We start from the raw sequence: 19,118 nt of genomic DNA on the forward strand, positions 1-19,118 counted from the left end.
GGCCGCTCCACATGGCAAGAAACGACAGACGACACCTCGTCATCAGGCGCAGCGACGATTCGGAGACGCACGACCGCCATGGCGGCGCGTGGAAGATCGCCTATGCCGACTTCATGACGGCCATGATGTCCTTCTTCCTCGTCATGTGGCTGCTCAACGCGACGACGGATGAGCAGCGCAGGGGCATTGCGCAGTTCTTCAATCCCATGGCCGACAAGGACACCCACGTACAGCCGACGGATTCCATGCTTGATGTGCCGCCATCGCCCCTGACGACGGGGCGTTCGGTCAGGCGCGTCAAGGATGGCAAGACGTCGGCGGCGCCGAATCCCGCCGCGTCGAATCAGAGCGGCCCTGCCGACGACATCTCCCGTGGCGCCGGAACGCTGCTGACTGCGAGACCGGCCAGCATCGTGCCGATCGGCGGGCCGGACAGCGGTTCCGCGCAACGCCCGGGCAATGTCGGCGCGGACGATGCGGCGGCCGAACAGGCCGGGATCGCGCGCATGGTCTCGGGCCTGGACCAGGCGATCCGCAACGATGGCGAACTTCGCGGCGCTGCGTCCAACCTCTCCGTTCAGATCGGGCGGGACGATGTCCGGATCGAATTGCGGGACGCGAGCGATACCCCGATGTTCGATTCGGGGGCACCCGCGCCCAACCGCCTGGGCACGCGGATGCTGGCTGAGATCGCGAAGTGGCTTGCCCCGATGCCCGAACGCATTTCCATCATCGGCTATACCGATGCCGCGGCCTATCGCGTCGGCGGGGCATGGCGCATGTCCAACTGGACCCTGTCGGCGCTGAGAGCGGATCATGCCAGGGAAATCCTCGTGCGGGCCGGCTATCCGGACGGAAAAATTCTTGATGTGTCCGGCGCCGCGGACAGAAATCCGGCCGTGCCCTCCGACCCGTCCGCCGCGGGAAACAGGCGGGTCGTGATCGTCATGCACAGGCGGTATGTCAGCCCCGCCGGGACCGAAGGCGCATCCGGCGCGGCGCACATGAATGAAAACGGAGACGACTGAATGCTTTTCGTTGGGGGCCTGGTCTTTGCGCTGCTCTGCGTCTTCGGCTCGTTCGTGGCATCGGGGGGCGGGCTGGCCCCGCTGATCGCATCGATGCCCTTCGAACTGGTGACCATTCTGGGCGCCGCCGTCGGCATATTCGTGATGGCGAATTCCAAGCAGGCGCTCAAGCAGCTTCCGGGCGACCTGAAACTGGCGCTCAAGGGGCCCCGTTACGACAAGGCGGCCTATACCGACCTGCTCGTCACGCTGTTCAGGTTCACGCGCCTGGCCCATGCGCGGGGGACCATGGCCCTGGAAGAGCATGTCGAGAATCCGGGTGAAAGCAGCATCTTCGCGCAGGCCCCCAAGATCCGCGACGATGCGGAAACGCGCAACCTGATTTGCGATTATCTCCGGCTCATCAGCCTCAATACGGACGATGCCTATCAGCTTGACGAAGTGATGGCCCGCGAGCTGAAGAAAAACCTGACCGAGAAGCTGCATATTTCCGAATGCCTGCAAAGCATCGCGGACGCGTTGCCGGCCCTGGGCATCGTGGCCGCGGTTCTTGGCGTCATCAAGACGATGGCCTCGATCAACATGCCGCCGGCCGTTCTGGGCGAAATGATCGCCGGCGCCCTTGTCGGCACGTTTCTCGGCGTGCTGCTGTCCTATGGCGTCGTGGCGCCTCTGGCGGCGCGGATGCGGGATGTGGTAAAGCAGGATGGTCGCTATCAGGACATCATCAGGATCGTCTTCGTGGCACATCTTCAGGGCAGTCCGCCCCAGGTCAGTGCGGAAATCGGGCGCAAGGACATTCCGCACGCCTTCATGCCGTCGTTCAGCGAACTCGATACGGCATTGTCCGTATCGTCGTAATTCTCGGACGGGCCTGACCAACCGGGGCGGCGGCGCGGGCAGGGGCGAAACACGGGGCGTCTGATGGGCATTACGGTGGCGAAAGCCTCGACCATGGCAGAGCAGGTTCAGGACTCGTCTTCGCCCGGCGTGCCGCTGATCGCGCCGTCCCGGAAGCCGGCGGCGACCGGCGCCCCGGCGTCCGCCGCGGGAAAAAGGGCCGCCGAGCAACGGGGATTTTTCAGCGCGATCCTCAAGAACGCCAGCCAGGCGCAGGATGACGGATCGCAGGAAGACGGCAGGGTGACCGGCGACCCTGCGCCGGAAGCCGCCCCAGAAGCCGGGCCTAAATCCGCCCGTGGCCCCGTGACCGATCGCGGTGCCGGCAAGCCGGCGAGTACGGACAGCGCCGTGCTCGTTGCCTCGACCGCCGAGGATGCCGGTCCCATGCAGACGGCGCAACCTGCGGCCGTCGCCCTTTCCACTCCATCCATGGGCACCCCGTCCGCAGGCACCCAGTCCGCGGGCAAGTCGGGCAAGGACCGATCCAGTCCCCCTGCCGCCTCGGCCAACGTCACGGATGCGAACCTGGCGCCCCAGAACCTGCTGGCCGTCGTGCTGACCCAGATGGTCGCCTCCCTGCAGAACCTGTCTTCCACCCCAGGAGCGACCGGCGGCGAGACGCCTGCGGGAACGGGCGCGTCCCCGCAGGCAGCGGGGAGCGTATCATCCGGCGATTCCCCGGCCGGAGGCGTCAGCCTGGCCGGCATCGTGGCGGAGGCCGCGCCCGCGGACATGACGCAGCCCCCGGCAGCGACATCGGCGCAGGGGCTGTCCTCCGCCCTGCCGGTTGCGCTGTCCGGCGCCGAAGGCGAACCGACCGCCGGTCGGCAGGTTCAGGCAATCCGCATCGCGGACATCGGCGCCCCGGGATTGGACGCCGCACACGCATCGGGGCCGCCCGCAACGCCGACATTCCCCTCGCAGCCGGCAAGCTTGGCGAAAGATCCGGCCATGCCGCCGTCCGGCGGCGACCAGGGCGGAGGATATTCGGCGGGCGAAATTCGTCCCTCTTTCGAAACCTCGCCATTCGGCTCGCCCGCCGTCGTGCCGGATGGCAAGATGTCGGGGACACAGTCCGTCCTGGCCGGAAGCCTGCCCGGCGGCGCCGTCGCAGGCAGCGCAGTCGCGGCGCCCGCGACGCCCCAGGCCGGCCCCGCAATTGCATCGGGCCAGCAGGATCGTCATGGGCCGGCATCGCCGTCCCGGGCGTCCGCCCCGTTCGCATCCTCGACATATGCCGCTGCGGCGCCTTCGGCGGACGGTGCGGCCGGGGCTGCCACCCAGCCTGTCAGGCAGAACGGCGTGGCCGGCAATCCTAGCCTGTCCGGCGGCCAGGGCGGCGGCAATCAAGGCGGCGGCGATCAGGGCGGGGGCAATCAGGGCGGAGCAAGCCGGCAGGCAGACATCCCGACGACGAACGCGATCCGTCTTCCTTTCGAAACGCCGCTCTCCGCCGCGTTCGCCGCCGCGCTGGATGACAGGACGTCGGCAACGCAGTCCGTCCAGACCAGGAATCCGCTTGACGGAAATATCGATACGGGCGCCCAGACTGTCTCGTCACCCGTGCTGTCACGGTCAGCCGACGGGTCGAGTTCTCTGTCCCTGACGGTTCTGACCGGCGATTCCGCCCCCGTGCATGTGCGGGTCGACGGCGCCGACGGGATTGCCACCGGCGTGGTTCTCCAGAGCGACGACGACGTCACGGCGCGCCATCTTGCCGACAACAGGCATGAACTGGTCGCCGCACTCGACGCCGCCGGCATAGACGTGCACAACCTGAAAATCGACGTCGTCGCCGCCGGCCATGACGGGGCGGGCAACCAAGGGCGGGACTCGGGCGGAGAGAGCATGTTCGGTGGGAATTTTTCGGGAAGCATGCCGGGAGGCGGCTCCGGACAAGGCGGACAGCACGCGTACGGCGGTGGCGGCTGGAGCGGCGGCATGGTCCCTGTGCCGGGACGTGCCGATGCCGACGATCAGAGCCGTGCCGGCCCGGCAAGGTCGGTCGGACCATATGCCGGCAGCGGCATCAACATTACCGCGTGACCTGAACGGCAATCGCGAAGACGAGAAGGAAAAAGGCCGATGACCACGCCAACCATCAGCAATGAGGCCAAGCTTATCCAGGCGGCGGAATCGGCCGCCAAGAGTTCGGCGGCATCGTCCGCTTCCGGGGGCACCGGCAGTTCAGGCTCGGGCAGCCTTTCCACATCCGCCTTGTCCTCGCTTGCCGACAATTACACCACTTTTCTGACCCTGCTGACGACGCAGCTGAAAAACCAGGACCCGAGCAGCCCGATGAACACCGACACCTTTACGTCGGAACTCGCGCAGTTCGCAGGAGTGGAGCAGCAGGTCGAGACGAACTCGAATCTGTCGTCGCTGATTTCGCTGAATGAGGACGGCCAGTTGAGCACCGACTCCAGCCTGGTCGGCAAGACGGCAACCGCGAACACGACGACATTGCCGCTGCAGAGCGGTTCCGCCTCGCTGAGTTTCTCGGGAAGCCCGGGAGAAACGGTCGCCATCGCCGTGGCCAACGCCTCTGGCACGATCGTCAAGGATGCCGTCATGACGGCCGGCAGCGGCACCAACACATGGACCTGGAACGGAACGGACAATAACGGCAACCAATTGTCGGACGGCGCCTATAACGTGTCGGTCGAAACCATCGGCTCCTCGGGCACCACGTCCGACGTGCCGTTCACCGTCACCGGCACCATCACCGGCATGACGAAGGGCGCGTCCGACATGGAAGCCGAAATGGGCAGCGCGAATATCCCGATGTCCGACATCACGAACCTGTCCTCGGGGACAGGCGGCACCGGCTCGTAATCCGCCTTGTCTGGGGCGGCCACGTTCCGGAGGGGGGCCGGCATCGACATTCCCGATGCCGCCGTCGCGGACAATGCTATGCGATGTCCAGTGCCGCCACGGGCGCCAGGATGTTGATCCCCGACATCACGGGAATGCAGGATTCCTTCGCCGCCTGAACGCCCCTGCCTTCGGCGCTGTCCATCCTGGAACCCAGCGGGGCGAAGGCATCCTCGTTGAGGCGATAGCCGATCCCCCATAATGTGGTGAAGGGCTCGTCAATACCGAAGGCGCGTATTTTCTTGCGGATCTTGCAGATCATGACGTCGATGACCTTGCCGTACGGCTCGCTTTCCCCGGCATAGAGACTGTCCAGAACCGTCTCCTTGCTCAATACCTGGGTCTTTCGCAGCGCGAGCAGTCCGAAAAGGTCATATTCCCTGCGGGTCAGGGGAACCAGCTTGTCGTCGATATGGACTTCCCGCCGGTCGATCCCGACCGTCAGCCGGCCGATATGCAGGGTGAGGCTGTCATGCCCGCTGACCCGCCGGACGATGGCGCGAAGCCGGGCCAGCAATTCCCTGGGATCGGCCGAAGCCAGCACGCAATCGTCGGCGCCAACGGACAGGACATCGGCGACGGCCGCGGGGGTCGTATTCTGGGCGACGATCATCACCGGCGTCGGAATGCGGCTGTTGCGTATGTGGCGCAGCAGCTTTACGTCCGGCGCCGCCTGCTGAACGACCACGATGTCGTAATGCGAGCGGCGCAATGTTTCCACGACGCCCGCGGGTCCCGACATCGTTATTGAGACAGAGCCCTCGAGCGCAGCCTTCGACAGTCCTTCGCACGGTCTTCCACCATAAGCCGCGCTTTCGCCAATACAGAGTACGCGCATCTTGCATCCATGTATAAAGGCACGGCAGCTCGCCGCGAAAGAAATAGGGGACTATATTTGTCCCGTATCCCTCCTATCGAGGCTCCGGGACGTCAACCTTCGGTCAAGGCCAGAATGGGAGCCACCTTCTAAAAAACCCTTTGATGATGCCGGATCAAAGGCATCTCCGGGCACTCGGCAACAGCATCGACATGGATACTCGGCCCGTTGGGGATGGAAGGCAAGACCCGGATGCCAAAAAACACCTTGGCGAAGCCATACCCGTCCCATAAACTGGCAGAGTATAGTTTGGTCGTGACATTGGCATGATTGGTTGACTTGACATGCATCCCGGAAACGGAAGATGTCGCGCCGACATGCTGTTGCCACCCGATCCACGTGCGCCGCATTGCCGGGCGATGTTTTTTCTCCGTTTCTCCGCAGTGAAGGATGACATAATGGCAGATACCACGGCCGCTTCGGCGCTCGCATCCAGCATCCGCCAGGCGACGGTGACGCATTCGCATGCGGCGTACCGCAATTCGCGGCCGGACCATGCGGCGGCGACCGGCATCAATGTCGTGTCCAAGGGCATTGACGGCTCTTCCTCCGCCATGCGGTTTGATGCGACGGGGCAGATCATCCCCACCGGAACGGCACACAAGGCTGAATCCGCCGAAGCGAGTGCTGTCGACCTCTTTGCCTGATCGGCATCCGTGCCGGATAGATCATCATGCGGCCGGGCCTCCGGCCCGACCCGCGCGGGTTTTCCGGTTTGCCCGGTTTGACGGACGGGATATGACCCCACCAGGATTCAAAAACACGTGCCTTTCAGCAGAACGCCCCGCGTGAGACGCTGCGTCGCGCTTTCGGGCCTTGTGCTTCTGTCCTGCTGCGCCATCACGCCCGTCATGGCAGCGGGCAGACATGTATCCGCCCGGCACCACGGCAAGCCGAACACGCCCCGTCCGTCCGACCGGGGCACACCCTCTTTTGCCCCCGCGCCGGACGCGCCGCCTGCGCCGTCGCAGGATGATGGCCTGTCGGATGCGGCATTACTCAAGGGATTGCCGCCCGCATGGACGGCGACGATCCTGGACACGCCCCCCGCGGCCGCGGAGATGCAGGCGGGCGGCAAGGTCGCCGGAACGGGGTCCGGCAAGGAGGCGCCGCAGCGGGCATCCGCACGGACTTCCCTGTCCGAAGCGCAAGGCGCCCGTCAGGCTGCGCCGTCCGCGGATCGCATCCTGATCCCGGTGCCGCCGCACATGGGCATCGCCGCGTTCCACAGCGGCGACCGGTTCATCATCGTGGTCGACAACGCGGAGCCGATGGATACCAGCGCCATACGCGGGGACGGCATCTTCTCGACGCTTACCGTCAGGACCCTTCCGGACGCGACCCTGATACAGGTGCGCCTTCCGGACACGCGACGCCTGTATCTTTCGCAGCAGGCGGAAGGATGGGTGCTGGGCGACAAGCCGCCGCCGGGAGACGATTACGCGGACCGGCGGATGATCAATCCGCGCCCGGTCGAGGACGGGATCCTGTATCCGATGCGCCGGCCCGGCCGCGTCCTGTCGATCTCGGACCCCGCATCCAGGGACCGGCTGCTCGTCGGCACCTCCACCATGGATGACGGCGGCATACTCTCGCTGCGGGAAGGCGACGGGTACGACGTATGGCCGACGGCCGAGGGCGTGGTCGTCGCGGCGCGGTCTCCGGATATCGGCATGCGGGCGGAGCCCGAGGGCGCCCTTCTGAGCGGGGACGGCAAGCCCATTCCCGATCGCGGCGCGGCGGTCTATGCCAGCGATGTCGACCTGAAATGGCTTGGATTGCTGGACCTGCCGGTGAGCAGGCTTGCGAAACGCTATCACGATGCGCTTCTTGCCGCCGCGGATTCGGACCCCGCGCATCGTTTCGCGCGCCGCCTGGATGCGGCGAAGGCCGCCTTCAGCCTCGGTTCGTTCGTGGAAGCGCGCGGTATCCTGACGGTCGCCCTTCAGGACGATCCGGAAGAATCGGCTCTGCCGGGGGTCGGATTCCTTCTGGCGGCTTCGGAATTGCTGTGCGGAAACACCCAAGGCGCCGCGGGCCTCGGCGGTCCCTGGCCGGACGGCCAGCAGCGCGCGACGCAGGTCTGGCGCGGCCTGTATCTCGCCGCATCGGGCGGGCATGAGGCGGAAGCGGCGCATCTCCTTGCAGAAGATTTCGCCAGGCTCAGGGCTTATCCCGGTCCGGTACGGGATATGGTCTTGCCGATGGCGGCGGAGGAAATCGGCCGCTACGGATCGCAGGGCGACATCGTCGCCCTGGACGACCTGCCGCCCGGTCCGGCATATCGGCTCGGGGCCGCGTTCGGGCAATTGCGCTTCGGCCAGCGCGATCGTGCCTATGCGGCATTCCGGACACTCGCCGATGACAGGGACCCGGTCGTCGCCGAGAAGGCCTCCGAGCAGAGGATCTCGCTCGACCTTGCCGATGGCCGTATCACCCCCGATGGGGCGGTCGCCGCCTTTGGGTCCCTGCTTCCGGATGCGCGGCTGGCGGGCCGGGACGCGGCGCTGCGCCTGCTGCAGGCCGATGCCGATCTGCGGATGCATCGATGGAACGAGGCGCTGACGGCCATAGACGCTGCCCGGGCGGGCCCGGACGCCGCATCAGAGAGCGCGGCCGCACCGCTGCTCTTCCAGGCCCTGGCGGGGATTGCCGACACCGGGACGCAGGACATCGGGACGCAGGGCGCGGGTCCGGACAGCCTGCTGCATGACGCCGCCATGCTGAAGGCGCATCGGTCCGACCTGCCGCCGGGCGTGCGGAAGGGCGAGATCCTGGTGGCCTATGGCAAGATGCTGCTTGCCCTGGGGCTGTCGGACGATGCGGCCCAGGCTTTTTCCGATGCGATCCCGATGCTCGAGTCTCCGGATGTCCGCGCCCTGGCGGGGGCCGGGCTGGCGAACGCGGACATCGACAGAAAACGCCCGCAGGATGCGATGGACGCCCTGACGGCCACGGATGACCAGGGGCTGTCGGACGACGTCAAGGCGACCAGACGCAGGATCGCGGCGCGGATCGCCCTGGCGACGGGCAACCGGGCCAAGGCATTGTCCGTCCTGCGCGGCGACATGGATGCGGCCTCCCTCGATATCACGGCGCGTATTCACGAAGGGAAAGGCGAATGGGCGGCGGCGGCCGGGGATGTGCGCAAGCTGGCCGAGGCGACCATTCCGCAAGCCGGCCCCCTGACGCCGGACCAGCAGATCCTTGCCCTTCGGCTGGCCTCGGATGCCTCGCGGGCCGCCGATCGCCCCATGCTGGACTGGATTGCCAACCGGATCGGAGACAGACCGATGGAAGGCGACGGCGCGCGCATGTTCAGGCTGCTGACGCGGCGAACGGACAGCGCGCTGGCCGATGCGCAGATGCCGTCCGCCCTGTGATGTTCCGATTGTCGCCTGTCTGATTGTCGGGAGCAGGGCCGCCCCGGCCCGCGCGCTGCGTGCGCGCTGCGCGGTTCAATGGGCCGCGATACGATACACCCAGTTCGGCAGGCCCGGGACGCCGTGCAGGAGCAGCGTTATCGCCAGGCCGAGCGCGAATGACGGCCCGGTCGGTTGCATCCGTATCCGCTCAGGGCCGTCGAGGCGGCCCCAATCCGGGGCCCGGACATGACGCACGGCGACACATGACGCCCAGTAGAGAAACCCGGTCACCGAAAGAAAGATCGACAGGTCCCCGATCCCGACCCAGGCGCCGCAGGCGGCCGCCATGGCGATATCGTCGCCGGACAGGAGGTTGGCCCGAAGCGACACGGAGAGGAACAGAAGGGCCAGGACCGCCGCCCCCCAGGACGCCGCGGCACCCAGGATCGCCGCGTTCGCGCCGCCCCGCAGGGCACCGGCCAGCAAGCCTGCCAGAAGCATGGGGATGAGAACATGATTGGGCAGCCAGCCCGCGATCCTGTCGAACAGCGCCGCCAGGCAGGCAAAGTTGAGCGCGAGGATATTCGCCGCGGCGATCGGCGCCGGCATGCAGGCCAGGCACAGCATGGAAAACGCGGCGGTCAGAAGGCATCCAGCGGTTATTTCCCGCTGCTGCTGCGATGTTGCCCGCACGGGACAGGCATAGACCCCGCCGATCATCGGCAACCAGCGCAGCAGGACCCGATACAGCCCGATCGAGATGGGAAACCAGAGCGCCACCCCGAAGCCGGCGAGAGATATCCGGCCGTCGCGCACCAGAAGGCTCCATATGACCATGCCCGCCATTGCCGCAATGGACAGGAGCCAGTCGCCCATATCGGATTTCCACATCCAGTTGCCGTTCATCCACGACCGGGATTCAGTTGCGGGCGCGCAACGCCGAAAAAACTATGGTTATCATCGCCGCCACAGGCTATTCAGACATCGCCATCGCTGTATAAAGACGGACGCGTCGCAAGTACAGGCACCGGCAGAGAACGGAAGGGAACTGACATCGCATGCTGGAAGCATTGTCATCCCAGGTGTCGCCGGTCAATGGCGGGACCGATGTGCTCGATCTGGCCGCGCGCCGCCTGCAATGGCTTCAGACCCGCGAATCCGTTCTTGCCGGCAATGTGGCCAACGCCAGCACCCCGGGTTACGTACCAAAGGATATCGCTCCATTTCAGGGGGTCCTGCAAAACCAGATGGCCATGACGCTGGCGCAGACCGAGCCAGGCCACCTGCCCGGACATGGGGGCGCCGGCAAGGCGGACCGGATGGGCGGCTCGGCCTCGCCGGACGGGAACGAGGTCAGGATTGAGGACGAATTGGAAAAGGTGGCGAACACGGAAGACCAGCAGCGTCTCGCGACGAATGCCTACAGCGTATATATGTCGATGTTTTCCACAGCCCTTGGCACCTCGTCCTGACCGCGAGAGTTGAGATATGGATTTTTCGGACAGTTTGGGCGTCTCCGCCGCCGGAATGCGCGCGCAGGCCGAGCGGCTGCATGTCGCGGCGGAAAACCTGGCCAACGCGGATACCACGGGCTCGACCCCGGGGGCGGATCCCTATCGGCGAAAGACGATTACCTTCCAGGAGGTCCTGAACCACGAGTCCGGGGTTTCCAGCGTGGCGATCAAGGAAATCGGGCAGGACCAGACACCCTTCCAGACGCGGTACGATCCCTCGCATCCCGCCGCGGACTCCGCGGGCCTGGTCAAGATGCCCAATGTCAACACGATGGTCGAGATCATGGATACGCATGAGGCGCAGCATGCGTATGAAGCCAATCTCAACACCATGCAGATCACGCGCTCTATGCTGACCCGTACCGTCAACCTGATGAAGTAGCCGGTCGCGCGCCGGGCCGGGCCTGCCGGGCGGTCTGAAAATTTCCCGATTCGAGAGGGCTGAAACGCGCTTTTGTGCCGGCGGCCGTGTCTTGTGCCCGTCGGCGGCGCATGTTGCCGTTTCGCAGGCAATCCGTTAGTCTTCTGCTGGATAGCGGAAATGTGCGGCCATATGTCTTTGCCGGATACCTTTACCGGATCCGGCCGGGCCCGATTCCTTCTGGAGAGAGACATTGGACAATACGACATATATTGCCCTGTCCCGCATCGACGTCCTGACGCGTGCCCTGGACGTGACCGCCAACAACCTCGCCAACGCCAATACCGACGGATACAAGGCGACGCGGCAGCTTTTTTCCGAATATCTCGTTCATCAGAACGACGTCCACACGCCGGCCGGAGAGAAGGACGAAGCGTACACGCAGGACAAGGCGACCTATCAGGACCATCTGCAGGGCGCCCTGCGACAGACGGGCAATCCGACCGATTTCGCCATCAATGGCGAAGGCTATTTTACCGTTCGCACGACACAGGGAATCAGGCTGACGCGCAATGGCCAGTTCCATCGCCGCCTGGATGGAACGGTCGTTGACGGGTCGGGAAACCCCATACTGGACAATAACGGAAGACACCTGGTTCTCCAGCAGCAGGATGATGTTCTGTCCGTCGCGTCGGATGGCACCATATCGACCGAAAACGGCATGGTCGGAACTATCGGGCTGGTTACGGTCGACAATCTTCAGACCCTGGTGCCCGAAGGCAATTACCTGCTGAGACCGACGGCGCGGACACATGCGGTGGCCCGGCCGGAAATACGGCAGGGCATGCTGGAGTCGAGCAACGTCAACCCGGTTTCCGAAACAACGAAACTGGTCGAGATCCAGCGCGACTATGACCTGACATTCCAGCTTCTACAGACCGAGTCGACACGCAACATGAACGCGATCGACAAGATTACGGCCGAACCGATGTCCTGATCAGGCGGATGCCCGGGATCCTCAATGCCGCGTCTCGTAACCTTTTAGAAACCATTCATCTATAGCAAACCCTCGAAATCCTCGTCGATGTCCGCCCGGCTTCAGGCGGCGGCATGGAGGTCGACAGAGACGGTGGCTTTGCACGCGGGGACTGTGCGTATGGATCTGATCTCATCTCTATCGATCGCCACCAGCGGACTGAACGCGATCGAATCCGAACTGTCCGTCACCTCGCAGAACGTTTCGAACTCGGGCACGGCAGGGTATGTGAGCGAAACGGCCACGATATCGTCCGACGTGCCGGGCGGCCTGAGAAACGGCGTCAGGATCGGCGCGACGCAACTGAGCATCAACCAGGCGCTGCAATCGGCCCTGTACGGTCAGAATGCCCAGGTCGCATCCTATTCGACGATGAGCAATTCGCTTGCCGCGGTGTCCGCCGTCCAGGGCTCGACATCGTCGGATTCCGGCAGCACGAACACGCTTTCCGATGATCTGGGCAATGTGCAGAACGCCCTTACGGAACTGACCGCCAATCCCCTGGACAGCGCCTCGCAATCGACCGTGATCTCGAACGCGCAATCCTTGACGACCGCGATCCATACGCTGTCCACGACATATGCGAGCCAGCGCCAGACCGCGCAAGACAATGTCGCCTCGACCGTGTCCTCGGTCAATTCCGACCTCACGCAGATTGGCGTTTTGTCCAAGCAGATCATGAACCTCAAGGCCATCGGATCGGACACGGCCGATCTCGAGAACCAGCGCCTGGGAATCATGTCCGACCTGTCCTCTCAACTTTCGGTCACGTTTTCCACGACCGCGAACGGCGACATGATCGTCCGAACCGCGGACGGAACGGAACTTCCGACCCGCCCCGACCAGATCGGCGGGAATGACAGTTCGGAAACTCTTCCGAGTTCCACCTGGCCATTGAGCACATCCGACGCCACCGTCACGTCGGGCATGTATTATGCCGCCGGCAACGCCGGTTCGACGATCCCCGGCATCATGCTGGCCGGAACGGACGTCACCGCGCATCTGACCGGCGGCACGCTGGGCGCCAACATCACGCTGCGCGACGACACCTATCCGCAGATGCAGGCGCAACTGGACTCGTTTTCCTACACACTCATCAATCGTTTCAACAACGCGGGTCTCTCGCTGTTCACGAACGGCACGGACGCAACCGGCACGACCGTACCCCAATCTTCCAATCCGACGCAGGAGACGCCCAACGGTATCGTGGGGCTGTCGTCGGCGATCGGCGTCAGCCGGATATATGCCGACACGCCGTCATTGCTCACGACCACGACCAACGGCACGACCGGTGCGACGACGACCGGCGATACGACCATCATCACGAACGTTCTCAGCCAGGCGTTCGGAACCGATTCCAACGATGTCAGCCAAAGCGCGGGTCTTGCCGCGCCGTCGAGCGGCCTGGGGCCGGACGGCAGCCAATCAACGGGCTATAATGGCAACCAGGGGCTGCTTGCACTGGCCACGACGCTGACCTCGGCCCAGGGCGCGACGATCTCGACCGCGAGCGATAACCTGACGTCCGCCACCTCGGTCCAGACAACATTGCAGACAAGCGTTTCCAACGTGTCCGGCGTCAACGTGGACGACGAAATGTCCAAGGTCGTGGCCTTGCAAAATGCCTATACCGCCAACGCAAAAGTAGTCTCTGCCGTACAAAGCATGTTTACGGCGCTTCTGGATGCCATCAATTAAACAGGCTCGGAGCAAAGCTGATGAGTACGACGATCGGTCAGTATGGCGATGCCGGCGCCTCTCTTATCCTGTCTTCCGGCATCAAGGACATGAACCTGGAGAACGAAACGCTCTCGTGGGAAACGTCTGCCGGCACGCTTTCTGAAACCTATGCGGGACTTGGTTCGACGCGATCGACCGCCATCAGTCTCACGCCGCAGATCACCCAGGTCGGCGCCTGGCAGGCCAATATCACGAATGCGCAGACCAACCTGACCGTCACGGCCACGGCCCTGACGCAGCTTGTCTCGCAGGCTCAGTCGATGGCCACGAGCCTGGTGGGCATTTCCGGCACGACGTCCCCCGGTGCGGTGACGTCCGTTGCGGCGCAGGCGGCCAGCACCCTGACCGAGCTGCAATCCGTTCTCAACACGTCCAGCGGATCCGGCTATGTCTTTTCCGGAAACGATTCCAACACGCCCCCGATCAACGGCAATATGCCGCTTGCGAACAGCGCGCTCGCGGCACAGATCTCCAGCATCGTCGGCACACTCGGCTCGGCCGGCGCATCGTCGGTCATGGCCGATGCCACGACCGCCGCGAGCGACCCGTCGCTCTCGGTTTTTTCGCCATCGCTCTCCGTCTCGCCCGGCGCGGCCGCCGGCCTTCAGCGATCGGTCGTAACGGGCGATAATTCATCGATAGCCGTCGGCATCGTTGCGACACAGGGCACGGCCACGTCCTCGGCGTCCTCGACATCCACGGGATCGCCGATCCGGGACCTGATGCGCGACATGATGATCATGTCGTCAATGAAGAACATGTCGCCTTCGACAAGCGGTTTTTCGGATCTGGTCAATCAGCTTAACGCATCGCTCACGACCACGATCGGCCAGCTTACGGACATGGAATCGACGGTCGGCGTGACCCAGGATGGCCTGACATCACAATCGACGCTGCTTACCAGCGTGCAGTCGATGCTGACGACCCAGCTTTCGAATGCCAGAGACGCCGATATTGCGTCGGTTGCCACGGAGACGTCCGAACTCAATACGCGGCTTGAAGCCTCGTACATCCTGGTTTCCGACATGAAAAATATGACATTGGCAAATTATATCTGACTATGCCGGTTCGGGCTGGCCGGCGGGCGGGAAGCGCGATCCTCAACCGGATTTGCACAGGAGATCCAGGTCGTCCTGCAAGCGCGTTTTCAGCACCGTGGCCCAGACTTCCGACGCGAATGTGGAGAGCCCCGGCTCGCTCAGGCGGACCAGTCCGACGGAGCCGGGCGAAAAACCTGGAAGACGCCGCATCTTTAACCGGCCCTGTGGTGGCACGCGCAAGGGAAAGGAGGAAACCGGCAGAATGGTCGCTATCTTTCCGGCCATGACTTCGGCGTGTATCATTTCCAGGGAATTCGTTTCGAGCCGTATGATCGGCTCGACCCCGGCGGTCTGAAACCCGACATCGACCAATTGCCGACAGCGCAATTCCCTGCTGAGCAACGCGAGGGGCAGCCTGGCCGCGGCCTCCCAACTGATCTGATCTCCCGCCGGCAACGACGACGCATCGGATGTCGCGAGTACCTGCTGTTCGGCATAGAGAGCACGCACTTCGAATGCTTTGGCCTGCGGACACTGATCGTAATACATGATGCCGATATCGAGTTCCTTGCTTACCAGTTTCTCGATGATCGCGATGTTCGGCAGGACGAAGACCTCGCTTGCGAAATCACCGCATCGTGCCCGGACCTCTTCGAGCAAAACGGGAACGATATGCACGGCGGTCGGAATGACGCCAATCTTGACGACACCCGCGATAGCCTGCCGGGAACTCGATACTTCATTGCGCAGTTCGCTGACGCCCCTCAGGATGTCGTGCGCCCATTTGAGAACGCGCACCCCGTCGTCGGTGACGCCAAAGACCTTTTTCTTGCGGTCGATAATGACGATACCCAGCTCGTCTTCGAGCTGACGGATGGCCCGGGAGAGCGCCGGCTGCGACACGTTGCATGCCTGGGCAGCCTTGGAGAAGCTCTGATACCGTTCGATTTCGCGAAGATAATATAATTGCTTCAGAAACATGATCTGCTCTTCTCGCTGATTGAGAGATTGCGTGCCCTGCTGCGACATGGCCCGTGCGGTGTCAGTCCGGGATTCTCATTCCACAATACTCTCCCTTGATAACGGGGCATTATCGATAATCCCACGTAATGCGCGTATGATTTCCGGCGTGGCATGGGCCTGGGCATGGGTATGGGCCTGAAGATCGGCAAGCGTGAGCCGTGCCAGCCCCACGGAACCCTCACCCTGTTGCGACCATCTTTGCAAAAAGACCCGGAGCCTCGCCGCCGTCTGCCGTGACAGCGACGCGCCCTGCAACGCATCGCGCAGTTCGATAATCCACAGGCCGAGCACCATGGCCTGCAGGTGGCGCGCCAGGTAGTGTTTGAGCGTGTCGTCCGGCGCGCCCCGGCATGTCCTGACCGACCGGACCATGCTGGCGGCATTTTCGTAAAGCCATTGCGCGATCGTCTGGGTCGCCGATGTCTTCGCCAGGAGGCGCAGCCGCCTCTGGACCCAGATGTCGGTACGACGCAGATGGCTTACCGCGCCAAACGGAAGCACGGTGGACAGGATCGTCTTCTCGTACACGATCGCGGCCAGAAACGACATCGCGCCATTGAAAAACGCGATCTCGTCGGTCCGCCCCCCGTTGCTGGGCGCGATGAGGACAGGCAGGAACATGTTGAATGCCATGGCATGGGTGCCCAATCTACTGTCCCGGGCAGCAAGCCCGCCGACGAACATGGGACAGAACAGCAGGGCGGCGAGGCATTCGGGTGCCGTCACGGCGGGGATGACGACGCATACGAACAGGCAGGCGACTGCCGTGCTCCACATCGCGCCGGTCAGGAAATCCCGCGCGGCCACGGCCGGCAGGTCGCGGGTCGCCAGAAGACCGCTGACGAGGGTCAGGTAGGAAAAGAAGCGGGGCCCTTCATCCCAGGCGGTCACGTCCCAAAGAAGGCCGGCACCGAGAATGCCGGTGGCCGTTCTTGCCCCTACTCTTGCGGCCTCTGCCGCCTGGCGTGGGGAATGTGCCGAGAACCGGAACCTGTCGCCCCGCCTGGGATGCAGGATCGCCGCCATATGCCCTCGCGCAGCATCCATGTCGTCCTTCAGTTCGGAGGCCGCCAGACCGACACGCGCCCTGGCGAGACTCATGAGGAGGACGCTCAATGTCGCGCGCGCATGATCGACGATCCGACCATGGCCCGGCCCGAGTTCGAGCACGTCGAACTCGACCCGGGCGTTCGCGGCCATGACATCCTCCAGCAGATCCGTTTCCTGCGGTATGGAGAGAGGGCGCCCGGCGGAGTCCCTGATGGCGTCCTCGACCCTGGCCGTCATGCCGCGCAGGCGTGCGACGAGATTCGTGAATGCGACTTTCTCGGCATTGCGACTGGTCAGCGTCGCCACGGCGGTTTCGCACAGGATGCCGAGAACGATGTATGTTCCGCGGGACAGCGAGATTTCAAAGACGTTCTGGGGCGCCATGAAAGCGGCCGAGGAAACGATCGCGCCGGTAAAGCTGGCGACGAGAAACGCATAGCGACGATAGCCGTCGAAGAACGTGGCGCACGCGCTGCAACCGCCCACCCACAGGGCCATGGACGGTATCAGCAATGCGGGCTGCTGCGGCAGACACGCAATGGCACAGACGCTGATGATGCACCCCGCAGCCGTTCCGACAAGGCGCCAGCGCGCCTTGGAGAGGGTCTCTCCGCGGGTCGATGTCGCGACGACCCAGACGGTGAGAGGCGCCCATTGCGGACTATCCAGCTCCATCCACATGGCGACGAGCAGGGACATGAGCGCCGCCACCGACGTACGCAGGGCAAATGCCGTGCTGGACCACGACGGCGCATACAGCCACGCCCATTTTCCGGGCCATGCCGGCAGAGTGGCCCCTTTCACGGCCGCCGACATGTGCGGTCCACCGCATGACGCAGCGGCAATGCGGCGCGGGACGATTGCGATGGAGCGCCCGTTTGCGGCGTCCCGGCCCTGTCGGCCCTTCCCCCGGTGCCAGCCTTCCCGCCCTGACGCGCGATCATCGCGCCAAGCGTGCCCCGCCGCAGAACACGAGCTGCCTGTCGTGACGCGCGATGGCGATCAATGTCTGGTTCATCCGTTCGGCGAGCTGGTATGCCCGGTAGGTCGGGGCGGAAACCGCGACGACCGTGGCCATGCCGGAGCGCACGGTCTTGAGCGCCATTTCGAACGAATACCGGCTGCTCAGAAGGCAGATCCCGTCCGTCTGGATCGCGGCATCGCGCATCCTGGCGCCAATCAGCTTGTCGAGCGCGTTATGGCGGCCGACATCCTCGCGGATGAGGAGGATGCGACCGTCCCGGTCGGCCCAGGCCGCCGCATGCACCATGCGCGTCCTGGCGTTCAGGTCCTGCCAGCGATCGAGGTCGTCCAAGGCGCGGCGCACCGCCACCGGGGCGATCGTGTACGCGACCGGGAAGGGCGCCGTTTCGGCCGCATGCACGGACGGCACGTCGTCGCTTCCGCAGAGTCCGCAACTTGAATGCCCGGTCTGGGCGCGGGGCCTGCGCCGGAGCAATCCTGCCAGGCACTCGCCGGCGATCCTGACATCCAGCGTCGGTCCATCATCCCCTTCCGCCACCACGACCGACCGGATCTGGTCGGCGGAGTGAACAATTTCCTCTGTCAGGCAGTAGCCGAACGCGAAATCCTCCAGGTGGTCCGGCGTCATCATCATCACGCCGTGCGGAAGGATCCCGTTGAACAGAAGCCTGACCGGCACCTCGTCCGCGACGTTCAGGACGGTCGGCGCATCAGGACAATCGAGGGGCGCCACGGTCAGCGCATGAAACAAGTCGCCCATGGCAGTCTCTTCCTCCGTTCCGTCTCGCGCACAAGGCCGCAAAGCGGACGGGTCATGACACCGCGACGACAGGCATGACACTGCCGAAATCGCGCTTTCCGCCGGTCTTCCCCAGCAGCCGCACGTCCCGGATCACCATGTCGTGGGTCAGGGCCTTGCACATGTCATAGATGGTCAACGCGGCAACCGAGGCGCCTGTCAGGGCCTCCATTTCCACGCCGGTGCGACCTGTGCAGCGCACGCGACACTCTATCACGGCTTCGTCCCCCTCGACCATGATATCGACCGCGCATCCGGACAGGTCGAGTGGATGGCAGAGCGGAATCAGGGACGACGTCGCCTTCACCCCCATCACGCCCGCGACCTGCGCCACGGTGATCACCGCCCCTTTCGTCGTCATGAAGGCCGCGTCGTGGAGCGCCCTGGCGACCTCGGGTGGAAATTGCAGGCGCGCCTGGGCATGCGCTTCCCGCTCCGTGACCTGTTTTTCGGCCACATCAACCATACGCGGAACCTTTCCGCTCTCGTCGAGATGCGTGAGGATGGGTCCCTGTCGCGTCATC

The 19,118-nt window shown here is 64.3% G+C and carries 17 protein-coding genes; 11 read left to right on the top strand and 6 right to left on the bottom strand.

All coding sequences use genetic code 11. The annotated features are described in order from the left end of the window. Nucleotides 1-11: 11 nt before the first annotated feature. The 4 genes from QN315_RS09065 to QN315_RS09080 all read left to right on the top strand — a co-directional run bounded on the left by QN315_RS09065 (nt 12) and on the right by QN315_RS09080 (nt 4,766). Nucleotides 12-1,028, top strand: a complete 1,017-nt coding sequence (locus tag QN315_RS09065; RefSeq protein ID WP_323993135.1) for a flagellar motor protein MotB — start codon at nt 12-14, stop codon at nt 1,026-1,028. Continuing rightward, nucleotides 1,029-1,889 (top strand): flagellar motor stator protein MotA, encoded by an 861-nt coding sequence (motA, locus tag QN315_RS09070; RefSeq protein WP_323993137.1) that lies wholly within the window; start codon nt 1,029-1,031, stop codon nt 1,887-1,889. Nucleotides 1,890-1,952: 63 nt separating this feature from the next. Beyond that, nucleotides 1,953-3,977 carry a hypothetical protein gene (locus QN315_RS09075; protein ID WP_323993138.1) on the top strand — a complete coding sequence of 675 codons (2,025 nt, stop codon included), beginning with the start codon at nt 1,953-1,955 and terminating at the stop codon, nt 3,975-3,977. 39 nt (nt 3,978-4,016) lie between these two features. Beyond that, a complete protein-coding gene (locus QN315_RS09080) occupies nt 4,017-4,766 on the top strand; it encodes a flagellar hook capping FlgD N-terminal domain-containing protein (RefSeq protein ID WP_323993140.1) in 750 nt (249 codons plus the stop codon). A gap of 76 nt (nt 4,767-4,842) precedes the next feature. Here QN315_RS09080 and QN315_RS09085 read toward each other — a convergent pair whose 3' ends face one another. Next, nucleotides 4,843-5,547: a response regulator transcription factor gene (locus QN315_RS09085; protein ID WP_246285338.1), complete on the bottom strand. Its 705-nt coding sequence runs from the start codon at nt 5,545-5,547 to the stop codon at nt 4,843-4,845. 452 nt (nt 5,548-5,999) lie between these two features. Here QN315_RS09085 and QN315_RS09090 point away from each other — a divergent pair, with 452 nt between their 5' ends. Continuing rightward, on the top strand, nt 6,000-6,329 hold the full coding sequence (locus tag QN315_RS09090) for a hypothetical protein (protein WP_323993142.1): 330 nt from the start codon (nt 6,000-6,002) through the stop codon (nt 6,327-6,329). Between the two features lie 117 nt (nt 6,330-6,446). Then, a complete protein-coding gene (locus QN315_RS09095) occupies nt 6,447-9,065 on the top strand; it encodes a hypothetical protein (protein ID WP_323993143.1) in 2,619 nt (872 codons plus the stop codon). Between the two features lie 75 nt (nt 9,066-9,140). On the opposite strand, the gene QN315_RS09100 is transcribed toward QN315_RS09095, so the two are convergent. Next, nucleotides 9,141-9,923, bottom strand: coding sequence for a prepilin peptidase (locus QN315_RS09100; protein WP_323993145.1), 783 nt, complete (start codon nt 9,921-9,923; stop codon nt 9,141-9,143). Between the two features lie 182 nt (nt 9,924-10,105). Between QN315_RS09100 and QN315_RS09105 the strand changes: the two genes are divergently transcribed. The 5 genes from QN315_RS09105 (at nt 10,106) to QN315_RS09125 (ending at nt 14,756) form a co-directional block, all read left to right on the top strand. Next, nucleotides 10,106-10,519, top strand: coding sequence for a flagellar basal body protein (locus QN315_RS09105; protein ID WP_176638992.1), 414 nt, complete (start codon nt 10,106-10,108; stop codon nt 10,517-10,519). A gap of 16 nt (nt 10,520-10,535) precedes the next feature. After that, a complete protein-coding gene (flgC, locus tag QN315_RS09110; RefSeq protein ID WP_323993146.1) occupies nt 10,536-10,943 on the top strand; it encodes a flagellar basal body rod protein FlgC in 408 nt (135 codons plus the stop codon). A gap of 232 nt (nt 10,944-11,175) precedes the next feature. Further along, the gene (gene flgF / locus QN315_RS09115) at nt 11,176-11,919 is read left to right on the top strand and encodes a flagellar basal-body rod protein FlgF (protein ID WP_323993147.1); all 744 of its coding nucleotides are present in this window, start codon (nt 11,176-11,178) and stop codon (nt 11,917-11,919) included. A 159-nt stretch (nt 11,920-12,078) separates the two neighbouring features. Continuing rightward, the gene (flgK, locus tag QN315_RS09120; protein WP_323993148.1) at nt 12,079-13,656 is read left to right on the top strand and encodes a flagellar hook-associated protein FlgK; all 1,578 of its coding nucleotides are present in this window, start codon (nt 12,079-12,081) and stop codon (nt 13,654-13,656) included. A gap of 20 nt (nt 13,657-13,676) precedes the next feature. Then, the gene (locus QN315_RS09125) at nt 13,677-14,756 is read left to right on the top strand and encodes a flagellin (protein ID WP_323993149.1); all 1,080 of its coding nucleotides are present in this window, start codon (nt 13,677-13,679) and stop codon (nt 14,754-14,756) included. Between the two features lie 42 nt (nt 14,757-14,798). On the opposite strand, the gene QN315_RS09130 is transcribed toward QN315_RS09125, so the two are convergent. The 4 genes from QN315_RS09130 to moaC form a co-directional block, all read right to left on the bottom strand. Next, entirely contained in the window at nt 14,799-15,767 is a 969-nt protein-coding gene (locus QN315_RS09130; RefSeq protein WP_323993150.1) for a LysR family transcriptional regulator, read from the bottom strand. Nucleotides 15,768-15,794: 27 nt separating this feature from the next. Further along, on the bottom strand, nt 15,795-17,627 hold the full coding sequence (locus tag QN315_RS09135) for an FUSC family protein (protein ID WP_323993151.1): 1,833 nt from the start codon (nt 17,625-17,627) through the stop codon (nt 15,795-15,797). Between the two features lie 124 nt (nt 17,628-17,751). Next, a complete protein-coding gene (gene fdhD / locus QN315_RS09140) occupies nt 17,752-18,555 on the bottom strand; it encodes a formate dehydrogenase accessory sulfurtransferase FdhD (protein WP_323993153.1) in 804 nt (267 codons plus the stop codon). A gap of 52 nt (nt 18,556-18,607) precedes the next feature. Beyond that, nucleotides 18,608-19,117 carry a cyclic pyranopterin monophosphate synthase MoaC gene (gene moaC, locus QN315_RS09145; RefSeq protein ID WP_323993155.1) on the bottom strand — a complete coding sequence of 170 codons (510 nt, stop codon included), beginning with the start codon at nt 19,115-19,117 and terminating at the stop codon, nt 18,608-18,610. Nucleotide 19,118 lies beyond the last annotated feature (1 nt).

This window comes from Nguyenibacter sp. L1 (assembly GCF_035199985.1).
GTDB lineage: Bacteria > Pseudomonadota > Alphaproteobacteria > Acetobacterales > Acetobacteraceae > Gluconacetobacter > Gluconacetobacter vanlangensis.

What these genes read in the sequence shown, in the direction of transcription:
- moaC (WP_323993155.1), bottom strand. Translation starts at nt 19,117, where the DNA reads ATGACGCGACAGGGACCCATCCTCACGCATCTCGACGAGAGCGGAAAG.
- QN315_RS09100 (WP_323993145.1), bottom strand. Translation starts at nt 9,923, where the DNA reads ATGGGCGACTGGCTCCTGTCCATTGCGGCAATGGCGGGCATGGTCATA.
- flgK (WP_323993148.1), top strand. Translation starts at nt 12,079, where the DNA reads ATGGATCTGATCTCATCTCTATCGATCGCCACCAGCGGACTGAACGCG.
- QN315_RS09080 (WP_323993140.1), top strand. Translation starts at nt 4,017, where the DNA reads ATGACCACGCCAACCATCAGCAATGAGGCCAAGCTTATCCAGGCGGCG.
- QN315_RS09135 (WP_323993151.1), bottom strand. Translation starts at nt 17,627, where the DNA reads ATGTCGGCGGCCGTGAAAGGGGCCACTCTGCCGGCATGGCCCGGAAAA.
- flgC (WP_323993146.1), top strand. Translation starts at nt 10,536, where the DNA reads ATGGATTTTTCGGACAGTTTGGGCGTCTCCGCCGCCGGAATGCGCGCG.
- QN315_RS09085 (WP_246285338.1), bottom strand. Translation starts at nt 5,547, where the DNA reads ATGTCGGGACCCGCGGGCGTCGTGGAAACATTGCGCCGCTCGCATTAC.
- QN315_RS09090 (WP_323993142.1), top strand. Translation starts at nt 6,000, where the DNA reads ATGCTGTTGCCACCCGATCCACGTGCGCCGCATTGCCGGGCGATGTTT.
- motA (WP_323993137.1), top strand. Translation starts at nt 1,029, where the DNA reads ATGCTTTTCGTTGGGGGCCTGGTCTTTGCGCTGCTCTGCGTCTTCGGC.
- QN315_RS09075 (WP_323993138.1), top strand. Translation starts at nt 1,953, where the DNA reads ATGGGCATTACGGTGGCGAAAGCCTCGACCATGGCAGAGCAGGTTCAG.
- fdhD (WP_323993153.1), bottom strand. Translation starts at nt 18,555, where the DNA reads ATGGGCGACTTGTTTCATGCGCTGACCGTGGCGCCCCTCGATTGTCCT.
- QN315_RS09065 (WP_323993135.1), top strand. Translation starts at nt 12, where the DNA reads ATGGCAAGAAACGACAGACGACACCTCGTCATCAGGCGCAGCGACGAT.
- QN315_RS09125 (WP_323993149.1), top strand. Translation starts at nt 13,677, where the DNA reads ATGAGTACGACGATCGGTCAGTATGGCGATGCCGGCGCCTCTCTTATC.
- QN315_RS09105 (WP_176638992.1), top strand. Translation starts at nt 10,106, where the DNA reads ATGCTGGAAGCATTGTCATCCCAGGTGTCGCCGGTCAATGGCGGGACC.
- QN315_RS09130 (WP_323993150.1), bottom strand. Translation starts at nt 15,767, where the DNA reads ATGTCGCAGCAGGGCACGCAATCTCTCAATCAGCGAGAAGAGCAGATC.